We start from the raw sequence: 25127 nt of genomic DNA on the forward strand, positions 1-25127 counted from the left end.
ATTCTATTTAATAAGAGATAAGAACGAGCTCCCGCTTACGGGTAACCCCGCCCCGAAAAACGCCGTTACGCTCGCCCCTACATCGGCAAGTGTGGTTCTTGTTCCCAGCTCAACGCCGCGAGTATGGTTGTGATATATCAGCAAGGGCACCTGCTCCCGGGTATGCCGGGTATGGCCGATAAAAGGGTCATTACCGTGATCAGCCATTACCACCAGTACATCATCGCTTTGCATTAGCGCGATGACCTGTTCAAGCCCCTTGTCTGATTTCTCAAGTATTTTCCAGTACTGACGCGGGTCCTGCAGATGTCCGGATAAATCTGTCTCCTGGATATTGGCGCAGAAGAAGCCTGTTGTATGCTGCTGTAAATCCTGATGCAGCAGTTCAAACACCTTCTCAGTGTCGACCACCGAAAGATAAGAGGTTCCGGCTTCATTCTGGACAATATCGGCGACCTTGCCGTACAGGTAAGTGTGAATACCTACTTCGTTCAGTTTTTGGGGAACCTGTGCGGCAGCATCTACGCCGTAGCCCAAATGGATCACCTGAAACCCGTTGTCATAAGTACCAGAATCTGGTGCGTTGACGCCTATGTATTTGACTTCCCCATTTGGTTCAGCCTTGGTTTCGATGGCATCAACGATTTGCTGCATTGAATTCACAAAACCACCGAAGGCAATATTGCGGCCTACACTATTGGCCGAGCGCACCACCTGGCCAATCTGCCTGACCTGCTCGAAACTGATCTGAGAAAAGTTTGCTGTCAGGTTGTACACCTGCCCCAAATCGGCTTCGAGGTTATCGCCCGCCACGACACAATCATTTACCATCAGGGCTTGCAAACCATCTTTTTCCAGCCGCTTAACCTGATAGTTTTTTGCCAGTAATGCCTGTTCGATAGCATCAATCGACTGCTGAAATGGCATGACGACAGGCGGTTTGGGAAGGGTGCCCATGATCTCCTGATGCCCCATGAAAGTGTCTCCGCCTTCATGCGCAAGCCATGCCTGGCCCCAGTTCGCACCGGGATTTGCCTTCATGACCGATTTGGTATCGCCCACGACATTGACTAACCCCAGCATTTCAAGCGTCGGTAACGTTTTAAGCGGAAAGTGATTAAGCAATTTCTCGGCAGTATTAGCGCCGGCATCCTGAGGACGCACCACGGTAACATCCGGCATTTCGCCGACGCCGAAACCATCTAAAACCACCACGATAAATCTAGCCATACGACACCTCATTGCCTAAAGAGTCATAAACACCCATTAAGCGCGGGGCGCCCTGCGAGATACCAGAAATAAGCGCAACATCACTGCGTGTAACGAAAATTTGGGTGCGAAACGCCATGACGACCGGCGAGCCAATGGCAAATTTCCCTTCAAGCTTCAGGTGGTAATCGATACTTGAATCGTCATCGTTGCTAACGGGCACGATCATTTCCCGCCCCGTTTGCTCTTCTTCATCTTGCCAAACCAATGCCGAAACAAGATTACCCCGGCGGTAATAACCACCACCGTAACAGTAGCTGTGCTCCCCGTAGTGATGTGAAACCTCACTAAGATAGAGCATCGAGATCTTTTCAGGCTGGCTGCCGTCATGATTGGCGGGTGTCGTACCGGTCAGTGCATGCCCGGGTTCACCGTGCGTACCGCCGAACTCCGCCAGCATGGGAAGTGTTTCGCAGCTTGTCGACGATGGGCCGTTTAATTGTTCAACGTCATATCCCAATGATTCAGCCTTATTCGCAGCTAATCTCAAGGTGATCAGATTCACCGTAGGCTGAGTGGTGTTGGTTTCAGTGTCGTATAAGAAGCATGGGAAATGCGTTAAACCAACGAGCTTGAGATTTGGTAAAGCGGTTATTGCAGCCAGAACCTGTTCCAGCAGTTCGAAAGGAAAACCTGATTCTTGATTCACATATAAGTGATCATCCAATCGGTAAAACTTAAGCAAAATCCCTTGTGTTCTGTTCGCATTGACTGCCGCTGCAGATATTTCCCGGGCCTTCTCCAGCGAGTAGACTGTGATCACCTCGGGTCTGATATCTGCAACCATCGCAGCAACCATACTGCTTGGCGGCTGTACCAAATGCCCGGTGTGAGCCACATTGATTCCGGCCAGGGCAAGCTGTCGAGCCTCCTTAAAATCCACGCAGACGATACCTTGATACTGGCACTCTTCCACCAATATCCTGGCAAGCTCTGGGTTACGCCCGATCTGCTTGGTCATGGCATAAAGCTTTATACCCAGTTCGTCTGCTCTGGCCTTGATGAGCTTCGCATTGGCCGTGAACTGATCAACGTCAATAACATAGGTATCAGGCAGTAGCCGGCCTTTACTCAAATAGTCGGCAGCCGTATCTATTAGTGCCTGGTTCTGCTTTTTTAAGGCATTCAGAAACATAAAGAAAACCTTCTTAAGAGGATAAGAGCCCGCCCGATGTTGCTTAGGGGGAGGTGGGCGAACTCTTATTTTGGGTTAAATTGCAAAAAGCCCCAGTACATAGAGTACGTTCAGGATGAAGCCTGTCAGGATGGCCGCAACTGCAGGCGCTGCTATTTTGAGTATTGGTCGGCCCATAACCTCGTTGAGGTAGTAGAGGATGGCGAAGATGGTGAATCCGGTTGTGGAGCCCATTTTCATCACAGCCAGTACGCCACCGATCAACAATGCAAACTCCATTAGGGTATTCATTGAGTTGCGAATGTTGTCTGACGAATTTCGAATGGACGGGAATTGCTCCAGGAAGCCGCCGATCCCGCGTAGCAGGAAGACTTCTGCACAAATAATGACAGCACCCAATGCTGCTGCGACAGGAACACTTGGAGCAAGGTAGCCAGCAACGAACACAAAGGTCATTCCGACGACACCGTAAACACCTGTCGTGAGAGCCGTGGTCGCGATCAGCGGGATAAAACCAAGACCGCGCATAAACTCAGACAAAGCGACCTGCTTCATCGCGGCATCATGAGCAACCGGATCGGTCAGTTTGTACGCTTCGGCCAGTGAGTAGATCGACACTTCCGAGCCGGCAAATATACCTGCGTTCGCCACTGCGGCAATCAGGGCACCAGTAACGGCAAGGAAAGGCAGGTTTTTGACGATCCGCTTGGTGCGCTCGTCAAACAGGCTGTGCATACCTGACATATCGGGTGGTGATATCCCGTTTTTCCTGTCAGTCAGATCTTTACGGATTGCGGTAGCGACTAACATGACCATACCAATGAAGATCTGGATGGATTCAGGATAGATCGCAGTATATTTCATGACCAACAAGCGGGAAATGATAATGACGACTGCTGCCACAGCCCCGGCGCGCCAGCCAAATTGATAGAAAATCGCAAGCAGCGGGAACAAGGCAAATGCCGACATTACCGGCGTACCCAGCTCGGCCAGTGCACCTAATGCATCGATCGGCAACCCGGTCAATACGGTATTGACTGCAGTAAGCGATGTGACTACCAATATCCCCCACAAACCACCAGCCAGTCCGGCCAGTACGCGACTGCCGATCATCACACCCAGAATATCTGTAGGTAAAAAAAGTAACCAGGGGTTGAGTAAACCGGTCGAAAGGGTGAATGAAATCCCCACCGAGGCAACAAAGCCGATAGATAAGCCAAATGCAACAGAACCCGCATCTCGCCTTGTCATGTTACCTTCAACGAGCTGAGGAAGAATGGGGCGGATACCATCGTGGAATACTGCTGCGCTCATATTAGCAATTATTGCCGTCATTGCGCAGAGCGAAGCAACTAGCCCTAAATGTACAACATCCATGTAATGTCCTTATTTCTTGGAGAGGATAGAAATGAGCATGGGAATAGCGTGTTCGACATGCTCAATAGAAAGTCCGAATGCCACTTTTCCCTCATCGACAAAACGCTCGATTTCGTCCGGCTTGGCCTGAATGGACGGCTTGGCTATGGTGCAGCTCTGCGGATAACCAATGATGGCGATAGCCATCGATAGTGCCGCGCCTGCCCCCGTGTTGCAGCAGCCGATGTAATAATCCAGCTGGCCGGATTTCACCTGCATGGCTGCATCCATGTCGTTCAGGATGTGGCAGTTAAAAACACCGGGGGCGGCGGCGTCAATTTGCTCTTTTATCTGCTCACGCTGCAGACCCGCAATACCGATTCGTTTCATACGCTAACCTCTTTATTTAGCCAAATAGCTGACTGGGATTGTGTTTTAGCATGGTGTCTATCTCTTGCTGGCTAATGCCACGTTCGCGTAGCATGGGGACGAATGCATCCATCAGGTAGCAAAAGCCAAGACCACCATTTCCTTTAAGGTGAGACCGCCGGGTTATGTCCATGGAAAGCATGACCCGCTCTAAATAACCGCGTTCAGACAGCACTTGCAGCATGTCTAAACGTCTGGTGTCTGGGTAATAGTCATTTTTCCCGATCGTGTCGAACTGCACATAACAGCCCTGATCGATGAGCCAGACAATGTCATCAAGGTTGTCTTTCAGATCGCAGTGGCCGATCGTCACGTTGTTCATGTTGACGCCATACTGCTTTAGCCACACTACCTGCTGGCGGCCCATTGAACTCATCGACTGGTGAGTGGAGATTGGGCGCCCTGTTTCCAGGTGGGCATAAGCGGCGGCTTCAAATACTTTTTTCTCTATCTCGGTAAACGTGTTCTCACTGCTACCGATTTCACCGATTAAGCTGGCTTTCAAGTCGCTTCCGGCAATGCCGTTTTCGATTTCACTCACCATCTCGCGGCTGATCTCCCGCGCCGACCGAGAGTGCAATTCGGGTGGGAAAAAACCATCAATGTAGTAGCCGGTAGAGAGCAAGATATTCATCCCGGTATCAGTCGCTAAATCCTCAATAAAATGATGATTTCTACCCATAAAACGATTAGTCACTTCTACGATGTTGAATACACCGCGTAACTTGAGTTGCAACAGCTCTTCTTTGATCAGATCGTACTGATCTAGCCTGCAGTCGATGTCACCTTTTTGCGGTGATAAATCAATATGCAGGTGTTCGTGAACATAGGTGTAACCGCTGTCGTCAATCATATTGGCCTCTTTTCCCGTTACGGTTTATTTCGCACAGTAGAGCGAGAACAGATTGCAAAGAAAGAATGAGTTTTCCGTATCCGGGGCCAGCTCTATACCAAAGCCGTCAAGGATCGCTCTGTTCGTCGCTTCGATCATCGGGAAGTCATCATCGCCGGTGATCTCTGCAAGAAGCTCCTCGTCCAGCCCATGTTCGATTGGTTCTCCGGAAAGAATGCGATCCGTTGCGCGTGCCAGGTGGGTCATCGCTAGCTGTAATTGCTCTGCTGATGTGTCCAACTGCCATTCAGAAACCAGCAACTTGACGGCTTTCAGTGTTCCGTCATGTGCAACCTGGGATATCACCCCCGCATCCTTAAGTAACGCTAACCTTTGCTGCATTCTTCCTCCGCATCTTTGCTAATAACTCGGCGTTATCTCGCCTGCCACGACTTTTTTCTGGTGAGTGTTCAGAGCATCCTTGTCGATTAGGTTTCTCAAGAGTGCTTTAATATGCAGTGCCTCATTCCGAACCAGTAGTACCGCCTCAGAGGCCATTTCACAGTGGGGGATATGGTTAAGTGACTTTTCGGCCAGACCGAACTTATCCATATCTATGGCTTCCGTCAGCCAAATTACCGCATCTATATCCCCACAGGCCAAATGAGCTAAACTGTCACCGTAATTGATTTCGACAATTTTAATGTCTTGTTCCTGGAAAGCTTGCCTGGTCAGGATCTGCTGGTCGGGGGAATCCGGATCGACGCCAACACGCCGGATAGCATCATATTCCCCCTTACGGTAAATCAACCTGTGATCATGTGAGTAGGAGTTTTCTCCCAAATCAACGGCAACGGTTAAACCGTCGCAGTAATTCTGTGCAGCAAGCTTCGACATAATGGCAATGTCATGCACGCCGGAACTTAACAATTTCGCTCTGACTCCGGCACCTCGCATGTGGGCGAAATACAACGGCAAACTGCCTATCTGAGTCTTTAATCCGCTGGCTAATCCCTCGGTATGCTTGGTATAAGGTAACGGCATAGCACATACGACATTACCAAGCCCCGCCAGACGAACAATTTTTTCACTGTCCAAACGAGAGATATAAGTACCATTTCGGCCTTGCCTCGAAAGCGCTATCACATCTTCTGCTTCAATTTTTTTCAGGGCTTTTTGAACTAAGCCAACCGACAGCCGGAACTCTTCAGCCAACGAATCAATAGTACGCAAACGAGCACCTTCTTTTTGTGACATCAAATATCGGGATATATTAATGACAGCGGCACCTTCTTTTTTAATGTACTTCTTGGTCACATTTAAATCTTCATTTTTTTGAATGTTTAAATGGTACGCTTATGGTGAACTAAGTAAATTAGAGTTGGGCATAAATGAGATATTGGTCAAAAAGAAATTTTGCGAGGCTTATTAACAACAAGCCTTCTTGTTAGAAAACCCAGTTTTCAACATAAGCTCATCCATTCCAGTACCTTGACTCATTAATTATGATTGATTGAACAGGTTAGTTTTTTATCGATGAAGCCGAACCGTCGTCATCCTCGAAATCGCTTAATATTGATCTTTTCATTATCGATTGGATTTACAGTAGCGATTATCGGGGATCCACAGTCCACTGAACCTTCCGTGCATGATGGATCCCTGATAACCGGCAGGTGAGTTTTGAGAAAGCCCGCAATTTCAGTGTTGGCGGTTTCTGGGATGACGGACTTCAACTGTTTTAATCAATCATCTTCACTGTGTTTATGTACTAGTGCCTTTATAACCAGTTCGAATGAAGAACTCTGCCGTCACTTCAATTAATAGGGATAACATCAGCCTGTTCTCATCTTTCTTGTTCACCTTCATCTTCCAACAATAACCGACAAAAATAAACTAAACCGTTTCGTATCAAAAGTTCTTGACAAAATATTTCTGTGAGCTATTCTCCACCACAAGCAAAACGAAACGGTTTAGTACATTCGCAAGGGGTTATAATATGTCCGTTAAAACAATTGCACTATCTACATTATTATTGGTTTCTGCATCAACTACGATAGCCGCTCCAGGTAATGACCATGATCATAACGTCAGCGATCGCTATGCGAATGAACTTCGCCTGAAAACCTTTGAAGGTGAGGCTGCTTATCAAGTAAACGTTAATCCACAACTGTTGGTTGACCATGACGAGAGCGTATCAACACTACGGGCCACAGAACTACGTAAGCAAGCACTGAGTGAGCCTGTACGTCATGTTGAATCATCCGTACAACGTGATCGTGACGAGTCCGTATCAACACTGCATGCCACGGAGTTACGCTTGAAAGCCTTTGAAGATAATTCCTTTGCGATGACGCAAGTTGGTCGAACTGGTGGTTATGATTTCTCTTATGACTCTGTAACCAGTGATATTGGCAGTCATCATCGAAATCATCACTGATCTTAAGGAATGGCGTTTTAATATTAATTGGACATCTTAAGGTCGCCTCTGGCGACCTTTTTCATATCATAACGCTACAGTTTCATACGCACTCGGTACTTTTAGAAACACGTCAGTTCTTGCTTTATTAACCTAATACCAGCCATACACTCACGCCGATCATTAAGCTTCCGGCGATCCTATTCATAAGCATGACATTGCCTCGCTGTTGCAGCAGGCCGCGCAAGGTACGACCGCCTGTCGCGTAAAGCAGCATACAGATCAGCTCAAAACACAAGATCACACTAATCAGGATAGTTGCCTGCGGGCGCAACGGCAGATTTGCATCGATAAACGGCGGCAGCAGCGAAATCATAAAGGCCCATGCTTTCGGATTAGCAATAGCAGTAACAAATCCCTGAGTGGCCAGCGCAATCGGCGTGACGTTTACCTGATCCTCCAAGTCGGTAGGAATAGCCATTTTCCCGCGTGAGCGCCACATCTGAATCCCCAGATAAAGCAAGTAGGCTCCACCTAGGTACTTCAACGCCAGAAAAATGTTGGGATGAGCCAGCAAAATAGTCGCGACGCCTATCAACGCCGATATGGAAACTAACGCGACACCGACTAGCTCACCCGCCATCATCCACAAACTTCGACGAACGCCAATGGTCATGCCCAAGGTCATCGCCAGCGTCATACAAAGTCCCGGCGTGGCTGACACCGCGAAGAAGGTTGGTATAAATATTATTAAAATAGAAGGATCCATGGGAGTCTCAGTGTTAAATAGGAAAAATAATCGACACATCCTGCAAGTAATAACCAATACAATAGTTAATAGCCGGATATCGACACGCTAAGATGCGGTAACTGGGGTGTTCCAACTACTGAAGATCAAGCACAGACATCTTGATAAAGCTGATCGGCCAATTGTTGTAGCACTTCTGCTTGAGGGTGGGTATAAGCGAACGTTCTCAGGCCATATATCCCCATCACAAAATAGCGAGCTAAATGAGCGCTTTCTCTCTTCGTTGTCAGCTCACCGGCAGATTTTGCCTGCTCAAACTTATCGGTCAGAGTTTGCTGCCAATTAGCGAGGCTTTCAGAGATTATGCCTTGGACTTCGGCATCTTGCTCGGCTACCTCATTGAGTGCTTTCGTAAGAAGGCAAGATTGGGCTGCGTCGCAGCTTAAGCACTGTTGGACGATACTATCCAGATAGTTTTTTAGCTCGACTAACACCGGTTGTGAACCTGAAAAAAAACCTTGAAATTCAGTACTCCTGTCTTGCCTATATTGTTCTAAGGCGGCCAGTAACAGGCCGCGTTTATTGTCAAAAGCACAATAGATCGAGCCTGGATGCAAACCCGTTGCCTTGGTCAGATCCTGCATACTGGTCTTACTGTAACCTTTACGCATAAAGGCGACCATGGCAGATCGCAGTACTTTTTTCCTATCAAACTCTGCATTTCTCATTGGTGATTTTCATACTATTCAGTTTTACCTGACTTGAGTGTACTTACTTTTGAATGTTTGTTCAAAATAACACTTGAATGATCGCTCAAGAAAAGGCATCTTGAATGTTCATTCAAGAAAGGACATCGTTATGACTACTAACCTACTTCAACCTTATGATCTAAATAACACAATTAGCCTTAACAATCGTATCTTGATGGCACCACTGACCCGGTGCATGGCCGACAATGAACTAGTACCAACACAAGCTATGGCTGAATATTATGGTCGTCGAGCTGAAGCAGGTTTAATTATTTCAGAAGCGGTGATTATTCGTCCCGATGGTCAGGGTTATCCAAATACCCCCGGCCTATTTACGGCAGCTCAAGTCGATGGCTGGCGCAAAGTGACTGATGCAGTGCATCACAACGGCGGTAAGATTTTTGCCCAGTTGTGGCATACCGGCCGTGTTGCCCACCCTCACTTTTTTGGTGGCGGAGATGTAATGGCACCTTCCGCTGTCGCTGTTGAAGGCAGCGTGCCGAGAATGCGTGAGTTGACGTATCAAGTTCCTAAAGCTGTGACCCATGATGATATTACGCAACTTGTGAAAGATTATGCTCAGGCCGCCAGCAATGCTATCGATGCAGGGTTTGATGGTGTCGAGATCCATGGCGCTAACGGTTACCTTATCGATCAGTTCTTGCACCATGACAGTAACCGCCGCAGCGATGAATACGGCGGCAACGCTGAAAATATGTCTCGATTTGCCTTAGCCGTGGTTGATGCGGTTGCCGAGCGGATCGGAAATGAAAGAACAGCACTTCGAGTCAGTCCAGGTGCCTATGTGAATATGGCTGGCGATAGCCGTGACCGTGACGTGTTTGATTACCTCTTGGCTGAGCTTGAACGCCGAGACTTGGCATTCCTGCATATCGGTATTTTTGACGACAGCATGGAGTTTGATTATCTCGGTGGCCGAGCATCAAGTTATGTGCGCACCAATTACAGTAAAACGTTAGTGGGTGTCGGAAGCTATACGGCTGAAGCCGCAAGCACCGCGATTGCCGATGATAAGTTTGACTTGATTGCGATAGGTCGCCCTTTCATCGCAAACCCGGATTATGTCGCCAGAGTACGTGAAGGAACTGAATTGGTTAACTATTCAGATGAGATGCTAACCAGTTTGGTCTAACGAAATCAAGGAAAAATAGAGTTAGCCATAGTGCTAGCTCTATTGCAAAAAGCCAAAGCGCAACTGGTAACCAATGACATAGCCATAGTTGATGCTCTGATACGCAATGACTCCAAAATCGCCCCTTTCTCATATTGCACGATGCTCGTTACATGACCGGCATCCTCATCTGAACGAGCAAGTGGTTTATGAAGAACACCCGCAGAAGGGCTGGGAATCCAGTCTATCTGGTTTGTATCAATGACAACACGTCTGCTGAAATCTAAATTCAGCATCATTCGTTCCTCCCCCGCCATTCCACTTGACCCGCCACAGTTCACACAACAACTAATTCCGAATCAATCACTTAAAATTCTTCGTTTGTTTCTCGCGATTAATTACACGCCATATTGGTTATGATTGTTTAATCTTAGGCGACGATCAAAAAATCTCTCTGAGGTACATTTCTTTTGCTATGTCGATAAGTGCCGTATTTTTAGTTATCGGTAATGATGCAATCAGGCCACTATAGATCAGCTCTGCTTTCACGGCTTTAAGGTGCGCATCATCGACATGATGCTTGACAAGCATTTCTGTGATTAAGTCAATTCTACCTTGTTTGTATTGAGTACAAGTAGACGCTATATCTTCATCTTTATTGCAAAATTCACTATAGGCAAGTTGGAAGTAACAGCCATAAAACTGATCATTCACCACCAATTGACGGAGCCGTTCAAATAACTCATCCACTTTTTGTTCTAACGAAAGTTCCGGATTGTTAATCAGCTCTTTCAGTGAATCACTGTATTTATTGGCATAATGACGAAGTGTTTCAGATATCAAGCACTCTTTTGAATTGAAATACCGATAAATAGTCGCTTTAGAAAATCCTGTTTTCGACGTGAGCTCATCCACGCTAGTACCTTGATAACCATTTCTAATGCAGAGATCTGCCGTCACTTCAATTATCTTCAGTCTCTTCTCTTCTTTCTTACTCATCTTCAATTCCTCAACAACAACTCATAACTTAAAATAAACTAAACAGTTTCGTATTAAAAGGCTTGACATGTGATTTCTTTGAGTTATTCACTATTACAAGCGAAACGAAACAGTTTTGTTTGCTTGGAGGGGGTGTAATATGTCTATTAAAACAATTGCACTATCTACGTTCTTGTTGGTTTCAGCATCAACTGTGATGGCCGCTCCAGAAAAAGAGCATGATGAAAGTTACGGAATGGCTTATGCGACACAATTGCGCATTCAGGCATAGTTGAGGAAAGTGAAACGCTCGCATGATATTGAAGTTAGTTACGGTTATTAAAACCAAAAAACCGCCATGAAGGCGGTTTTTGTCACTGCGTAAGCAGCAATCAGAATCAATAACCGAAGCAAGTCGGGTAGCGGAAATCCGTTGTGTAAACAGAACGAACATTCCAGAAATTTGTTGAAATTAAACCTTTCATAATGATCACCTTCTAAATTATTTTACTATTGAGTATTAAGCTGAACTCGGTTCCTTGGAGGCGATTAACGGGCTCATCCTTTGAGCAATTTTCTTTCTTCGTCTGAAGATGTGGTTACTATATCAGAGAGAAAATTAATTACAACAATTATTTGAAGTTGATCACACTTTCGCAGGAATGGTGATGTAGGTCACCTCGTAGCTGTAATTTATTTTCACGTTTCGCTGCTGATGTCACAATCGTACGCCAGCCATAACCTTTAGCCTGGTCGTCGTCATCCACGACTTTTTACTTAAGGGATCACTTCCTTGATAGAATAATCCTGCGCTGGAATTAAAAGTACTCAAGATATAATCAATTGAAATCTCTCATTCGGCCATTAAAACGGCAGTCACTCCGTTTCTCATTACTTATTTGAAGTAATACAATATTATCAACCTCACACAATGCTCAATCTTTTACCCTAATAGGCGTAAAAAATGTCATATTTCCTCTTGGATAGCAGCACTATAAGGACAGAGAACCATGCTCAGAATTGATTGTAAGGAACGCAAACATTGGCGTGAAGTTGCGGCAGAGTTTGGATTCGGCTTTCATTCCATGTACGACGATCCTTACTGGGATGAAACCGCTTATTATCAATTCACTTTAGAGCAGATCGAGCGGGATCTTGAAGATCCGACCGAAGAGATCCACCAGATGTGCCTGGATGTGGTCGATACGGTTGTACGCGATGAATACTGGCTGCAGAAATTTCAGATCCCGGAAATGATGTGGCAAAACGTGCTCGATTCCTGGCAGCGCAAAGAGCCATCTCTCTATTCCCGCCTGGACTTTGCCTATGACGGCAAAGGCCACGCCAAACTGTATGAAAACAATGCCGATACACCGACATCTTTGTATGAAACCGGCTTCTGGCAATGGCTGTGGCTGGAAGATCAGGTTAAAAACGGCACGCTCAGACGTGATGCCGATCAATTTAACCTGTTGCAAGAATTGCTGATCAATCGTTTTAAGGATTTGGCAAGTTTACAGCCAGGGCAGACATTGCACTTTTCCTGCTGCAAAGATACCGAAGAAGACCGTGGTACCGTGCAATATCTGGAAGATTGCGCCAAAGAAGCCGGACTCTCGACCGCCTTTGTCCATGTTGAAGATATCGGCCTCAATGGAAAAAATGAGTTTACCGATATGAAAAACCGCCCTATTCGCTGGATGTTCAAACTCTATCCATGGGAATTTATGTTCAGAGAGGAATACGGCAACAAACTGGCAGATGCCAAGGTCAACTGGCTGGAACCGATGTGGAAATCGGTACTGAGCAACAAAGCATTGCTGCCATTGCTGTGGCAAAAATTCGAAGGCCACCCCAACCTGCTGCCCGCCTACTTCCCCGATGACCGTAAGCTCGGCAACCTGCAAGACTACGTCATAAAGCCGATTTTTGCCCGTGAAGGGGCCAATATTGAAATAGTTCAGAACGGACGGCAGACCCTGCGAACCGAGGGCCCTTATGGCGACGAAGGGGTCATTTATCAGGCCTATCACCCGCTGCCTAAATTCGGCGATTACTACACCCTGATCGGTAGTTGGCTGGTCGATGATAAACCGGGCGGCATTTCCATTCGTGAAGATACCTCAAAAGTGACGCAGGATATGTCACGCTATCTGCCGCATATTATTTTATAAAGTCCATCGACTCAGACAGATCAGAATAAAAGCCTGTTTGCCGAACAAGGCATTTGGATAACGCGGTTATGTTAGAAGCGTTGTTCCTGAGTCAGGATACCAATCTTAGCCACCTCAAAAACAGCCATGAGCCGGGAAATAGCAATCACTGGCTCTCGGCATCTTCATCAGCTTCCAGTAACAACATTTAGTGGATCTTTAAATTCATACTCTGCACGAAATCTAAGTCGTGCAACTTTGCATTTATTTCTATACTGACAATATACTTTTTAGTAAGGCCTTATTATATATCCGGTTAACTCCCGGTTGCTATATCAATCTCATTCAGACTTCAGAAAGCTTGCATGCGCTATAAACTCCACCTCAAATGCATACCCAAAATTTATACGACAGCGCATAAAACAACCATATCGATAGCCTCATCATACACAAGCAAAATGAGTACATCGCTATCTAATCAAACGGGATGAAGTGACATCGGGATGACAACCAGCAAAGTAAATACAGTAGTCACAACCAGTTTACTCGCCGCTTTGGTAACAACCGCTGCAAATGCGGATGCCAGCTTTGACGATTATGGTCCGCTGAAAACCTATGCCCAGTCCCCCCTGCAGTCAAATAGCCTAACCCCTCTTTTACGGTCCGGGTTCAGTAACAGACCGGGGGCCGTCGAGCTATATGCGACTGGCACTATGGCCAGTGTCTGGGCTGAGACTGAAGATTACACTGCCGACTATTATCAGAATGCCCTGACAGTCGGCGGCCAATGGCAGGTAGACGAAAGGTGGACGATCGATCTCGATTACACCTGGCATTTTGCCGCAAATAACCATCTGGATAACTTAACCACGATATTCCATGATACGTTTGGTCTCAGCCAAAACGGCAGAGAGAATGTTGACGATCATTCGTTTGACATTTCAGATCCGGAACATGGCATTGAAATTCATGATTTCAGAGGAGAAACCCTCAGTAATGCCATCACGTTATATACCGGTTATCAGGTATTTGAGACTGATCGTCACGGTCTGTCGGTGGGGGGATCGCTGTATTATAACTATGTATCCAGCGGCCCATTTAAAAACAACAGCTTTGAGCAATCACTGCAAGCTAACTATGGTTACCGCGCCGGCAGGCATCGCATTTATACGACATTGGGGGTGTCACACCGCCGTGGTGACAAAGCTCTCGCTGATCTTCCCTATAAGAAATACGCCTTTATGGCGTCAGTAGGCTATCAGTTTGTCCTAACCGAGCGTCACCGAATTTTACTGGAATACCACCTTTATGAAGGCGCCAGCGAGACGAGTTCAGATCTGTCGCAGCCCTCAAATGAAGTGCTGCTAGGCTACCGCTATCACCTCAATAACGGTGCGGTGGAAGTTTCTATGATTGAAAATGTCTTTAATATGGATAACAGTGCAGATATCGCCTTTACTTTAGGCTACCGTCATCGTTTTTAGATAATGCCAATCGGGATAATTTACAATGTAAAGTGACCGGCAAGCCCTGCCAAAGCCTTTGGTTTAGCCGGACATATTCTCTTTCATTGCCCTGTCACGCTGTTCACAACGGCTAATCATATAATCAATAAACACCCGTAACCTTTTCGGCATCAACTTACGCTGCGGGTAAACAAAACTCACTGGTGCATTAGACATATTCCAATCCGGTAGCAGGGCGACCAAGCGCCCTTCTCTTAGATGTTCCCGACAGATAAATTCCGGCAAAATCGCAATACCCAACCCATCCAGGCAAGCCATTAACGAAGACGTTATTGTATTAACACGCAGCCTATAGGGCAGATCGACATGGACGTCTTCATCGGCTTGCTTCAGATGCCAGTTGGGTATCTTCACTGCGGCGTTGTAGATCTTAATTTGGTAATGCGGCGGCTTGAGATCTGCGGGACTGTTGATCTCCCCGTATTGGGCCAAATACTCAGGACTGGCCACCAGCACGCGTTGTGATGAATGGAAAGGTCTCGCGACCATGCTTGAATCGGTGATATCGCCTATCTGAGCATATAAATCAATGCCTTCCCCGATAATATCGACTTCACGATTTGTCAGCTCTAAATGAATAGTGACATTCGGATACAGCTTCAAAAAATCGTTAATATATTGTCCCAGTACTAGGTGGCCCAATTCCACCGGCATAACAACATTCAGACGGCCACGGATCAAATCCTGATTGGCTGTAACTTCCAGCTCCGCCTGCTCCATAATGTCGAGCATCTGCACACAGGACTGATAAAATGCTTCCCCTTCCTGGGTCAGCACTAAATTACGAGTCGAACGTGTGAGCAAACGCACACCCAGGTGGGATTCCAGCTCGGCAATTTTACGGCTAATCGTTGATTTCGTGAGATCTAACATCTCGGCAGCTTGAGTAAAGCTCCCACATTCAACCACTTGGGTAAACATTGCTATTGTATTCAGATCCATAATCTGCCTATTATTCTCTTTTCTGCAACAGTGTTTCCTTTTTCTCCTATCCAATCAACCAATCTTTTTCTTTTACACTTCGTAACACAATATTTATTGAGTTAGTTACGTGAATAAAGAGAACACCATGGCTGAAAACAAAAAATCCAATAATAAAAAAGCCCCGATCATTGCCACCTTGATCATGCTTTCGCTGGGCATTGCAGCCGGTGGCTACTGGTTTGGTCACGGTCAGTATTTTCAATCAACCGATAATGCCTACCTGCAAGGTGATATCACCAATATCAGCCCAAAAGTCTCCGGCTATATCATTCAATCTTATGTGGACGATAACCAACACGTTAAAGCCGGACAATTACTGGCTAAAATTGATGATCGCGATTACACCACAGCCAAAAATCAGGCCACTGCAAATCTGGCCGTCAGTGCTGCCGCCATTGATAACCTGGACGCTCAGTATCTACTGCAACAAACATTAATTCGTCAGGCAAAGAGCCAGATTGCTTCTGCGCAAGCTGAACATGAACGCGCTCAACAACAGATGAGCCGCACCCATAGCCTGCTAAAACGCAATTACTCCTCACAAGATGAAGTCGATGATGCAGCCTCACATCTTAAAGTGACTAAAGCACAGTTAGACGAAGCCAACGCCCGCTTTCAGGCATCTAAAGATCAGCTTAATGTCATTAACAGCCAAATCGCACAGGCTCAGGCGACGATCACAGAAGCAAAAGCTCACTTAGAACAAGCCGATCTGAATCTGAGCTATACCAACATTTATGCTCCGGTTGATGGCATTGTTGGCAAGCGCAGCTTACGCGACGGACTCTATGTACAACCGGGGATGCCCCTGATGAGCCTGGTTCCGACCAAAGCGGTTTGGATCGAAGCAAACTTCAAAGAAACCCAGCTGGCTAAAATCCATCCCGGACAAAAAGTAACCGTTGAACTGGATGCCTTTCCGGATCAACCCCTTGACGGTATTGTCGACAGTTTCTCTCCGGCAACTGGCGCTAAGTTTGCGTTGCTGCCGCCTGAAAATGCGACCGGTAACTTCACTAAAATTGTTCAGCGTGTCCCGGTGAAAATTGTACTCCCTAATCCGGAGCAGTTAACCGGGCAACTGATCCCGGGGCTGTCAGTCATTGCGACTGTTGATACCCGAGGCTAAGCCATGAGTGAGCAGGCGATTACCAACACCCATTTGGCATCAAAACAAGCGACAGCATCAGCACACAGCGACGAAGTCCCGCGCCGTCATTGGATAGCCTTGATCGGCGGATTGATTGGGGCATTTATGGCGATCTTAGATATTCAGATCACCAACTCATCGCTGAAAGATATTCAGGGGGCGCTGTCTGCAACATTAGACGAAAGCTCCTGGATTTCGACCTCATATCTGGTCGCAGAAATGATTGCGATCCCTCTGAGCGGATGGTTATCCGTCGCTCTGGGCAAACGCCGCTATTTAACCTGGACCACGGTGATCTTCACGGTGTCATCGTTACTCTGTTCTGTCTCGTGGAATATGACATCGATGATCGTATTCCGTGCCCTGCAAGGTTTCAGCGGTGGAGCATTAATTCCGCTGGCCTTCTCGCTGGTGGTACAGCTGCTCCCGATTAACAAACGGGCTATCGGTATGGCAATGTTTGGAATTACGGCCACCTTTGCGCCGTCAATTGGCCCGACTTTTGGCGGCTGGCTGACCGAGAACTTATCCTGGCACTACATTTTCTATATCAATCTGCCACCCGCTATTCTGCTTATCATGATGGTTCGCTATGGCTTAGATGACGAGCCGTTAAATATCAACAGCCTGCTAAAAGCTGACTGGCATGGTATTGTAACAATGGCGGTGGGCTTAGGGTGTCTGGAAGTGGTACTGGAAGAAGGGAGCCGGGAAGAGTGGTTCAGTTCCGACTTTATTGTCACCCTGGCGGCTATCTCTGCAGCCAGCCTTATTTATTTTGTGATCAACGAGCTGCAGCACAAAACCCCGTTAGTCAACTTACGGCTATTGGGAAATCGCCACTTTGCGATATCTTGCTTAGCGTATCTGATATTAGGTATGGCACTGCTGGGATCGATCTATGTGCTGCCATTATATCTGGCCCAGATCCAGCAATACAATGCGATGGAAATCGGTGGAATACTGATGTGGATGGGCTTTCCCCAGCTGCTGATCTTCCCGCTAGTGCCCAGACTGACCCGGATTATTAAACCTAAATATCTGGTGACTTTTGGTTTTGCCATGTTTGGTTTAAGCTGTTTTGTGAATACCCACATGAGCATCGATTTTGGCGGGCAACAGCTGATATTTTCCATGCTGTTACGTGCTATCGGCAGCCCGTTTATCATGGTGCCGCTCTCATTGGTGGCCATGCAGGGGATCAGCAAGCAGCAAACGCCTGATGCATCGACGCTGACGAATGTAATGCGTAACCTAGGCGGAGCATTCAGCATTGCGATTATCGCAACCATGCTTGATAACAAGACCCGAGAGCATCTGGCCCACATAAAAGCCAGTTTACCGAGTGTCAGTAGCGATGCCTGGTATCAGCTCAAACAGCAGGCCGGATTTTTTATCCAGTCTGGCAGCGACAGTGGCACCGCAATGATCCAGGCACAAGCCTCACTCATGGCAACCATGCAACGCGATGCGGCCATCATGGCCTATAACGATGTGTTTTTGGTGATGACCATTTTCTTGGGTATCGCCGCATTATTAATGCTATCGAGCCGGACGGAATAAGGGCAGAAACTAGGTACGAGATGCGAGAAGCTAGTAACTAGAAAACTCTAAACTCTAAACTCGAAACTCGAAACTCGAAACTCGAAACTCGAAACTACATTAAAAACAACTTGATACGCACATAAAGAAAAACGGCAATAACAGACGTTATTGCCGTTTTTATTGGGTTCGATTTATAGCCAAAGACAGTAAATAAATTACGCCGTCGCCAGGTTCTGCTGGCGTGCTTTGATCTTCATCTGCGCCAGCGCCACGCCGCTTAATACCATCAAACCACCAATATAGTGATAAGACGCTAACTGCTCGTTTAAGATCACACTGGCAATCGCAGCGGTCATCACCGGCATTAAGTTCATGAACATCGCGGTACGATCTGCACCTAAACGCTGAATACCCTGTAACCAGCACCATGGTGCAATGACCGAAGCAGGGATCGCTGCATACATAACTAGCGGTAACGCCTCAGACGTGATCGCAATACGCTCGCTGGATAATAACATCGGCGTTAGCATCATTACCGCAAAGACACCTTGCACATACACAGACTGCCAGTTAGTTAATGGCATCTGCCAGCGTTTAAGCAGCACACAATAAAGCGCATAAACAAATGCGGCGATCAATAACAGACCATCCCCCTGAGTAATGCCTTGGGCAGCCAACAAGTGAACATCGCCATGGCTCAACATCAGCACTAATCCGCCTAAAGACAAGACCGCCCCCACGATGGCAAGGGGGGATAAGCGTTGTCCTAACAGAGGCACGCTCAGAAACATGCTGATCAACGGAATCAGTGAGGCAATTAACGCGATATTGGTTGCAGTGGTTGTCACCGCGGCAAAATAGCCCAATGACTGGTTCAATACCATACCCAGCAAAGCCAAAAATGCCAATTTAGATAAGTGGGGCTGAATGGTTTTTCTGTGGCACCAGACGGATTTTGCAACAAAAGGAGTGAGCACCAGCATAGCAAATAACCAGCGGTAGAATGAGATTGCTCCCGGATCAATCACGCTGCACGAAAGTTTGTTAACGATGGCATTCCCTGCCCAGATAGAAACGGTTAATAAGGGAAATAAGTAGAACATTGTTTTCCTTGTATCTGAATTGATGGGAATAGGCTGTTTTGTCTTTTAAGTATTCTGGCAGGTCATTTAAGATATAAATATCCCCAATCAGACATAGTAGCTCTATTGTCAGACATTTAGCTTTTTATTCACTTAATCAAAGAAATTCCGCGCCTAACGAAAGAGACAAAACGAACTCAAGGCATTGATTTATTGATATAACTTCCATCACTAAAATTACAACCATAATCTTTCCTGATAAGAAACAGTGTAAAATCAATGAGGAACGAACGTATTCGGTGATTGATTTTTAATCGAGCAGAATGTAGCGTGGTCTGACCAGGATGCAATTGAAAAAGGAATGTCCAATGCGTAAGAATCTCAAAACCTATCGCCGTTTAATAAAGTTACCTTTCGGTCATAAATTATTTTCCCTGATAGTCTGTCGTGTTGCTCCTTACTTTTCCTCAATCAACCCCCTCATCACCGAACTGAAGCCCGGTTATGCCGAAGTCAGCATTAAGAAGCGGCGCAGGGTTCATAACCACATCAACACGGTGCATGCCATCGCCATGTGCAATATGGCAGAGCTGGCAGCAGGTATGATGACAGACGTGTCAGTGCCGGAAAAAAGCAAATGGTTACCAACAGGCATGACGGTACGATACTTAAAAAAAGCAAAAACCGATTTAGTCGCCGTCGCAAATGGAGATAATATTGAATGGGACACCGAGGGGGATAAAATAGTCCCGGTCGAAGTTACTGATACCGAAGGCAATGTGGTGTTTTCGGCCGAAATCACCATGAATGTGCGGCTGAGCTGATTGATACCACACGGGAAAACAAAAAGCCGCATGTTGCGGCTATTTTCCTGACAGGGATTCTTATTTTGAGTCGTCCTTGGCATCACAAAATAACGTTGTGGCTAAGCGAGCCAGATTATATGCATCAACATAACCCGAATGTTGTCGCCCTTCCCACTCGATCCCGGCAATTTCCATCGCCGCTCTCTGTCCACAACGCTTCTTAGTAACATGGCGTTGCAGCCTGAATATGGTAGCCAGATTAAGATATTCGTTAAACGGCACTTTTAAGCCTTTCGCTTTGCATTCCGCTCGCAAAATCAGATCATCGCGGCCCCAAGCTGCATAGATTTTATGGCGACCACCGAATTTCTGCTCGATAGATTTCAGGATAGTTGCCAGCGGCTTACCGTTTTTCTCAATGACTTCCGGCTTGATGCCTGTCAGCTCGGTGCAAAACTGGGAAACTTCATCATGCTCAGGCTTCACATAATGCTGGGCGCGACGAATGATCTCACCGGTCTCTAAATCAAGCTCTGCCAATCCTATTTCTATAATTTCGCCGGTATTCGGTTCCCGGCCATCATTCCAACAACACATCTCGAGGTCAAAACAGACTATTCGATTAAAATTCATCACCTTTCCGGGCTCGACGCAAAAACAGCCTGGCATCATAGCATTTGGGGCTCTGTTCGCCAAAGCGGGAAAGGTGGAAAAGCATTCTCAGGCTACTGATAACGAGGTAACTCGCTGTTCCGAAGGGAGCTGCAACCATGATTCGGCAAAATGAACATAAACCTCTTCTTCATCACACAGCTATGCAGAGAAATGCCCTTTTAGCATCGGAGGTCATACAAAAGGTCAATCAAGGAGGTCACACATCGAGTCCAGCAAATGATGCGATAGGTACCCTGCACTTTTCGATCTTGAAGAAGGTGAACACCTTTTATCTGCGGATTTTTCATTACACGGGTAGTCCTATGCGGAAGTCTGTTACCGTGTCGCTGAGGACAAGCCAGCGTTACCGGGCAGTGGGAAATGCAGATTACCTGAAACAAAGGTTGGTTGAAGGGATAGGAAGCTACAGCAACTTTGAGGATATCAGGGCAACATCTCGGACCATCGCCCGTACTGAGCTGATAAGTGAACATGTAAGTTATAACTGGTTCGCAACCGATAGCCACCAGATAAGGCACCCAGCGCCGTCCTCTGTATTGGTCAACCATTTCCGGACAGTAAATTAGTTTGATTCTCAGCTTTTGCCGGTGGAATGCCTCCGTTGTGTTTATGAGGCCGTTCCCAGTTGTAATAGCCCATCAGGTAATGGCTGATATCTCTCGATGCCTCGGCCTTTGTCATATACCCCATAGCCGGAACCCATTCTGTTTTCAGGCTTCGGAATAAGCGTTCCATTGGCGCGTTATCCCAGCAATTTCCCCTGCGGCTCATACTTTGGCTTATTCGATAACGCCACAGCCGTTGGCGAAAGTTCCGACTCCCATATTGGGAACCTTGATCTGAGTGAAAGAGAACACCTTTGGGTTTCCCTCGTAGCTCATAAGCTCTGTCCAATGCGCTCACAACCAGTGCTGCATCGGGATGTTCAGACAGCGCCCAACCCACAACACATCGAGTGTATAGGTCGAGAACAACAGCCAGATAGCACCATTTTGAGCCCGCCCAGAGTAGAGTAAGAGGCAGAGCGTAGTCGTACTATTTCTCTGCCTCTCCTCTCCGAACCGTACGTGCACCTTTCAGCGCATACGGCTCTCCATTTAATTATGGCCGACGGCCATAGCAACATCGGTGTAGCGTGAAGTAACCGTATTTCTGACTTCTTGCCTAAGATAGGGATTGCTCTCTGGCAGACGCCACCGAAATGGTCTCTTGGGGCTACTTACTAGGCGATACAACGATACACCACATTGATTTCCCAAGTTGGTCTTGCCAAATAATACCCATGTCTTAGCTTTTGTCGGCTCGGGACGTTTACACCACTTCATCAATAGTGCTTTGATTCGGCAACGGTATTTGCGAGTGAGCCAACGAGCTAGTTTCCAGAAGACGACTCGGTCTATTCGTCTGTATGTCATAGCCGTAAAGTCAGTGTGGCGATAGAACTGTGACCAGCCACTGAGTTTCTGGTTAATCTTCTCCACCTTGTCTATCTTGCTGCAACTGAAATCCCCGGACAGTTCTTTTATCAGAGAGTGAATGAACGCTTTCGCTTTAACCTTCGGTATTGAGGAGACCACTCGCATGTTGCCTTTAGGCCCGCACTTTCGGATGATCCGGTGTCCCAAGAAAACAAAGCCATCATTCACATGGGTAATATGGGTTTTGTCCATATTCAGTGTGAGTTTTAGCTTCCCCTCAAGAAAGAATCGACATTCATCACGAATGTGTTCAGCGTCTAGCTTGGAGCCTTTGACAATAACAACGAAATCATCAGCATAGCGACAATAAGCTACGGCAGGCCGCCATTGTCGATTGTTCTCCAGCGCTGGTTTTCGTCCTATTTTAATACTGTGGTTCCAGTACCATCGGTCTTTGCGTGCTTTCTTACTCAGATAGCGTTGATTGAGATACTGATCGAACTCATTAAGCATGATATTCGAAAGCAGCGGAGAGATGACACCACCTTGAGGGACGCCTTCGCTTGTCGCACAGAAAAGGTTGCGTTCAACATGTCCTGCTTTGATAAACCGCCAGAGCAGGGTATTAAACCCATTGCAGCTTATTCGCTTACGCACACACCTCATGAGCAGTCGATGGTGAACCGTGTCAAAGTAACTGGCTAAGTCACCTTCGATCACCCATCGGCCCCGTGTTTCAGTGTTATCGGTAAGCTGTAGCTTGACGGTACGGATAGCATGGTGAACACTGCGTTCTGGCCTGAAACCATAGGATAATGTATGGAAGTCATTCTCCCAGATTGGCTCCATGGCCATTAGCATTGCCCGCTGCACTATGCGGTCGCGCAAAGTCGGGATCCCCAGTGGGCGTTGTTTCCCATTTGCTTTAGGGATATAGATGCGTCGTGCAGGCATAGGCTGGTAATTGCCTGACTGTAATTCCAGTCTAAGTGCACGAAGGTAGTCACCCAATTTCTCTTGCAGATGGTATTTAGTGATACCGTCCACGCCTGGTGTTCTGGCTCCTTTGGAAGAGAGTGTTCTCTCTGCCGCATGATGCAGCCAGTCAGGATGAGAAATGAGACGAAGCAGGCGATTTACCCTGCGATTTTCATCGTCTGCCGTCCATGTTGCCAACTTGCGTTGCATTTCGCTGATTATCAGAGGTCTTCACCTAATTACAGTCAACTAGTTTGCTGACACAAGTTAATTAAACTGTTCTCCTTCGCCATGTAATGGGCTTTCCCCATCTCGGACTACTACGAGAACTCCGTCAGCCTGTTTGCCATCGGGGGCATGCTCCCTTGGCATTCAAACAGACCTTCCCCGGTTTACCTACCTGAACTCAAACATATTGGGGTGGATGCTGATCGCAGTCTTTAGCCTTATCGTGCTGTAAGGTGATGACGCTAAGAAGTTGATTTGTGTTGGCACTTCTTCCCATTGCCAGAAGCATACATTTCTTCTGCAAATCGGTGTGCTTGAGCCTACTTGTCTCATTCACACTACGTCATACTGCCTGTTAACTCGTGTAGGCAGTGGCGACATTTCAGCCCATAGATGCGGGTTAATCAGTTCATGTTCTTCATCCGTCCAATACTCAGCCTAGAGGAGCATCTTGACGTAACGAGTTCGTCTCACTCCCCGTTGTCCACGGGTTACATCACTTTACCAGCATCGGTAAATCACTGCCGCTCAGGCTCATATGCTGTCACAACCCAGCATAGCCACAGTAACTCGACTTCAGCCTTGTTGCCTGTGGATTTCAGATAGACTTGTGGTTCAATTTGAGCGTCCATGCTCGCCCTGAACTCCGGGCACACTGTATGTGATGTCTCCGCACCAGACCTGATTCGGTGCACTAACATCGAATTCTCGGTTCAGATGGTTCGGGATATCTGGCCGTTCATGAGCAGCCTGTTTATATTTGTGCGCGCCGGGTTGTTTACTGGTAAGCCTGGCCTCCTGCATCAGCCGCCGAACTTTAAATCGGCCGATACTGTAACCTTTATCACGCATCATCATCACAAGTGAGCGACTTCCTGCGGAGCCTCGACTCACTGCAAAAAGTCGTTTGACCTCGCTGCGTAATTCAACGCGTTCAGCGTCTATATCACGGTGGCGTTGTCGGTACTCATAATAACTTGAGGGTGAGATGCCGAAAACGTTGCAGACCAATTCAACTGGCTCTTGCTCTCTTAACTGGTCTATCAGCGAATACGTTCTATCTCGTCCGCCATCAAAAGAGCTGTAGCCTTTTTTAATATCGACTTCTCCCGCTCAAGGCGGTTAATACGAGCTTCTAGCTCCTGGATTTTTTGTTGCTCCGGAGTGAGCGCTTTACTCGATGGCGTTTGACCACCTCGCTCCTGTTTTAACTGATTCACCCATCGACGAAGGACATTTTCACTCACATCCAGAGAGCGGGAAGCCTCAGAAACGGTATAGCCCTGGTCCAGAACCAGATTGGCTGCTTCAAGTTTAAATTCAGCAGAAAAAGTACGACGTTGTTTTGTCATTGAACACCTCTAAAACTAGGCGGTAACTTTACCACCTTAAATGGTGTCCGGGATCATTAGACCATATATGGTCACCTCCCGGCTTGCAAGGCATCTGGTTCAATAAAAGGGACAGGTTGGCTTCCATATATCCGGCCTGTATATGAGATTATCATCTCTGGCCTTGATGAGACATTCGCGCATATT

25 protein-coding genes and 2 pseudogenes are annotated in these 25127 nt (G+C 46.9%); 8 read left to right on the plus strand and 19 right to left on the minus strand.

Annotated features, from left to right (window positions below):
* Positions 1 to 3: 3 nt before the first annotated feature.
* The 7 genes from C9I89_RS05205 to yhfZ form a co-directional block, all read right to left on the minus strand.
* A complete protein-coding gene (locus C9I89_RS05205) occupies positions 4 to 1230 on the minus strand; it encodes a phosphopentomutase (RefSeq protein WP_107282274.1) in 1227 nt (408 codons plus the stop codon).
* Entirely contained in the window at positions 1223 to 2404 is a 1182-nt protein-coding gene (locus C9I89_RS05210) for a YhfX family PLP-dependent enzyme (protein WP_107282275.1), read from the minus strand. The genes C9I89_RS05205 and C9I89_RS05210 overlap by 8 nt, the downstream gene beginning before the upstream one ends.
* 75 nt (positions 2405 to 2479) lie before the next feature.
* Positions 2480 to 3781, minus strand: coding sequence for a YhfT family protein (locus C9I89_RS05215; protein WP_107282276.1), 1302 nt, complete (start codon positions 3779 to 3781; stop codon positions 2480 to 2482).
* Between the two features lie 9 nt (positions 3782 to 3790).
* Positions 3791 to 4150, minus strand: coding sequence for a DUF2620 domain-containing protein (locus C9I89_RS05220; protein ID WP_107282277.1), 360 nt, complete (start codon positions 4148 to 4150; stop codon positions 3791 to 3793).
* A 16-nt stretch (positions 4151 to 4166) separates the two neighbouring features.
* A complete protein-coding gene (locus C9I89_RS05225; protein ID WP_107282278.1) occupies positions 4167 to 5042 on the minus strand; it encodes a phosphotriesterase family protein in 876 nt (291 codons plus the stop codon).
* Between the two features lie 24 nt (positions 5043 to 5066).
* Positions 5067 to 5423, minus strand: coding sequence for a hypothetical protein (locus C9I89_RS05230; RefSeq protein ID WP_107282279.1), 357 nt, complete (start codon positions 5421 to 5423; stop codon positions 5067 to 5069).
* Positions 5424 to 5441: 18 nt separating this feature from the next.
* A complete protein-coding gene (gene yhfZ / locus C9I89_RS05235; RefSeq protein ID WP_107282280.1) occupies positions 5442 to 6338 on the minus strand; it encodes a GntR family transcriptional regulator YhfZ in 897 nt (298 codons plus the stop codon).
* A 679-nt stretch (positions 6339 to 7017) separates the two neighbouring features.
* Here yhfZ and C9I89_RS05240 point away from each other — a divergent pair.
* On the plus strand, positions 7018 to 7458 hold the full coding sequence (locus C9I89_RS05240) for a hypothetical protein (RefSeq protein ID WP_107282281.1): 441 nt from the start codon (positions 7018 to 7020) through the stop codon (positions 7456 to 7458).
* 127 nt (positions 7459 to 7585) lie between these two features.
* Here the strand turns inward: C9I89_RS05240 and C9I89_RS05245 are convergent, their stop codons facing one another.
* On the minus strand, positions 7586 to 8206 hold the full coding sequence (locus C9I89_RS05245) for a LysE family translocator (protein WP_107282282.1): 621 nt from the start codon (positions 8204 to 8206) through the stop codon (positions 7586 to 7588).
* Between the two features lie 125 nt (positions 8207 to 8331).
* Positions 8332 to 8913 carry a TetR/AcrR family transcriptional regulator gene (locus C9I89_RS05250; RefSeq protein ID WP_107282283.1) on the minus strand — a complete coding sequence of 194 codons (582 nt, stop codon included), beginning with the start codon at positions 8911 to 8913 and terminating at the stop codon, positions 8332 to 8334.
* A 130-nt stretch (positions 8914 to 9043) separates the two neighbouring features.
* Here C9I89_RS05250 and C9I89_RS05255 point away from each other — a divergent pair, with 130 nt between their 5' ends.
* Positions 9044 to 10087 carry an alkene reductase gene (locus tag C9I89_RS05255; RefSeq protein ID WP_107282284.1) on the plus strand — a complete coding sequence of 348 codons (1044 nt, stop codon included), beginning with the start codon at positions 9044 to 9046 and terminating at the stop codon, positions 10085 to 10087.
* A gap of 5 nt (positions 10088 to 10092) precedes the next feature.
* Here the strand turns inward: C9I89_RS05255 and C9I89_RS05260 are convergent, their stop codons facing one another.
* Together C9I89_RS05260 and C9I89_RS05265 are read right to left on the minus strand one after the other, a co-directional pair.
* Complete coding sequence (locus C9I89_RS05260) at positions 10093 to 10365, minus strand: cupin domain-containing protein (protein WP_146155046.1); 273 nt, start codon at positions 10363 to 10365, stop codon at positions 10093 to 10095.
* Positions 10366 to 10507: 142 nt separating this feature from the next.
* Positions 10508 to 11065 carry a TetR/AcrR family transcriptional regulator gene (locus tag C9I89_RS05265; RefSeq protein WP_107282286.1) on the minus strand — a complete coding sequence of 186 codons (558 nt, stop codon included), beginning with the start codon at positions 11063 to 11065 and terminating at the stop codon, positions 10508 to 10510.
* Between the two features lie 139 nt (positions 11066 to 11204).
* Here C9I89_RS05265 and C9I89_RS22920 point away from each other — a divergent pair, with 139 nt between their 5' ends.
* Complete coding sequence (locus C9I89_RS22920; RefSeq protein ID WP_281258239.1) at positions 11205 to 11336, plus strand: hypothetical protein; 132 nt, start codon at positions 11205 to 11207, stop codon at positions 11334 to 11336.
* A gap of 106 nt (positions 11337 to 11442) precedes the next feature.
* Here the strand turns inward: C9I89_RS22920 and vcdP are convergent, their stop codons facing one another.
* Positions 11443 to 11529: a small protein VcdP gene (vcdP, locus tag C9I89_RS23110; protein WP_483875141.1), complete on the minus strand. Its 87-nt coding sequence runs from the start codon at positions 11527 to 11529 to the stop codon at positions 11443 to 11445.
* A gap of 147 nt (positions 11530 to 11676) precedes the next feature.
* Positions 11677 to 11811 (minus strand): hypothetical protein, encoded by a 135-nt coding sequence (locus C9I89_RS22925; RefSeq protein ID WP_281258240.1) that lies wholly within the window; start codon positions 11809 to 11811, stop codon positions 11677 to 11679.
* Between the two features lie 243 nt (positions 11812 to 12054).
* Between C9I89_RS22925 and C9I89_RS05270 the strand changes: the two genes are divergently transcribed.
* Together C9I89_RS05270 and C9I89_RS05275 are read left to right on the plus strand one after the other, a co-directional pair.
* Positions 12055 to 13218 carry a glutathionylspermidine synthase family protein gene (locus C9I89_RS05270; protein WP_107282287.1) on the plus strand — a complete coding sequence of 388 codons (1164 nt, stop codon included), beginning with the start codon at positions 12055 to 12057 and terminating at the stop codon, positions 13216 to 13218.
* A gap of 482 nt (positions 13219 to 13700) precedes the next feature.
* Positions 13701 to 14681, plus strand: coding sequence for a DUF3187 family protein (locus C9I89_RS05275; protein WP_107282288.1), 981 nt, complete (start codon positions 13701 to 13703; stop codon positions 14679 to 14681).
* A 63-nt stretch (positions 14682 to 14744) separates the two neighbouring features.
* On the opposite strand, the gene C9I89_RS05280 is transcribed toward C9I89_RS05275, so the two are convergent.
* Complete coding sequence (locus C9I89_RS05280) at positions 14745 to 15665, minus strand: LysR family transcriptional regulator (protein ID WP_107282289.1); 921 nt, start codon at positions 15663 to 15665, stop codon at positions 14745 to 14747.
* Between the two features lie 127 nt (positions 15666 to 15792).
* Between C9I89_RS05280 and C9I89_RS05285 the strand changes: the two genes are divergently transcribed.
* Together C9I89_RS05285 and C9I89_RS05290 are read left to right on the plus strand one after the other, a co-directional pair.
* Entirely contained in the window at positions 15793 to 16836 is a 1044-nt protein-coding gene (locus C9I89_RS05285; protein WP_107282290.1) for an HlyD family secretion protein, read from the plus strand.
* Positions 16837 to 16839: 3 nt separating this feature from the next.
* Positions 16840 to 18420: a DHA2 family efflux MFS transporter permease subunit gene (locus tag C9I89_RS05290; RefSeq protein WP_107282291.1), complete on the plus strand. Its 1581-nt coding sequence runs from the start codon at positions 16840 to 16842 to the stop codon at positions 18418 to 18420.
* 197 nt (positions 18421 to 18617) lie between these two features.
* Here C9I89_RS05290 and C9I89_RS05295 read toward each other — a convergent pair whose 3' ends face one another.
* Positions 18618 to 19505, minus strand: a complete 888-nt coding sequence (locus C9I89_RS05295; protein ID WP_107282292.1) for a DMT family transporter — start codon at positions 19503 to 19505, stop codon at positions 18618 to 18620.
* 347 nt (positions 19506 to 19852) lie between these two features.
* Here C9I89_RS05295 and C9I89_RS05300 point away from each other — a divergent pair, with 347 nt between their 5' ends.
* Positions 19853 to 20308 (plus strand): hotdog fold domain-containing protein, encoded by a 456-nt coding sequence (locus tag C9I89_RS05300; RefSeq protein WP_107282293.1) that lies wholly within the window; start codon positions 19853 to 19855, stop codon positions 20306 to 20308.
* A gap of 60 nt (positions 20309 to 20368) precedes the next feature.
* On the opposite strand, the gene C9I89_RS05305 is transcribed toward C9I89_RS05300, so the two are convergent.
* The 4 genes and pseudogenes from C9I89_RS05305 to C9I89_RS05325 form a co-directional block, all read right to left on the minus strand.
* Positions 20369 to 20923 carry a 3'-5' exonuclease gene (locus C9I89_RS05305; protein ID WP_107282294.1) on the minus strand — a complete coding sequence of 185 codons (555 nt, stop codon included), beginning with the start codon at positions 20921 to 20923 and terminating at the stop codon, positions 20369 to 20371.
* A gap of 582 nt (positions 20924 to 21505) precedes the next feature.
* Positions 21506 to 21982 (minus strand): annotated as a pseudogene (locus tag C9I89_RS05315) (IS3 family transposase); the annotation flags it as partial.
* An 80-nt stretch (positions 21983 to 22062) separates the two neighbouring features.
* Positions 22063 to 23571, minus strand: a complete 1509-nt coding sequence (gene ltrA / locus C9I89_RS05320) for a group II intron reverse transcriptase/maturase (protein WP_211315210.1) — start codon at positions 23569 to 23571, stop codon at positions 22063 to 22065.
* Between the two features lie 675 nt (positions 23572 to 24246).
* Positions 24247 to 24941: pseudogene (locus tag C9I89_RS05325) on the minus strand (IS3 family transposase); the annotation flags it as partial.
* Positions 24942 to 25127 lie beyond the last annotated feature (186 nt).

This window comes from Photobacterium lipolyticum (assembly GCF_003026475.1).
In the GTDB taxonomy this organism is placed as follows: domain Bacteria; phylum Pseudomonadota; class Gammaproteobacteria; order Enterobacterales; family Vibrionaceae; genus Photobacterium; species Photobacterium lipolyticum.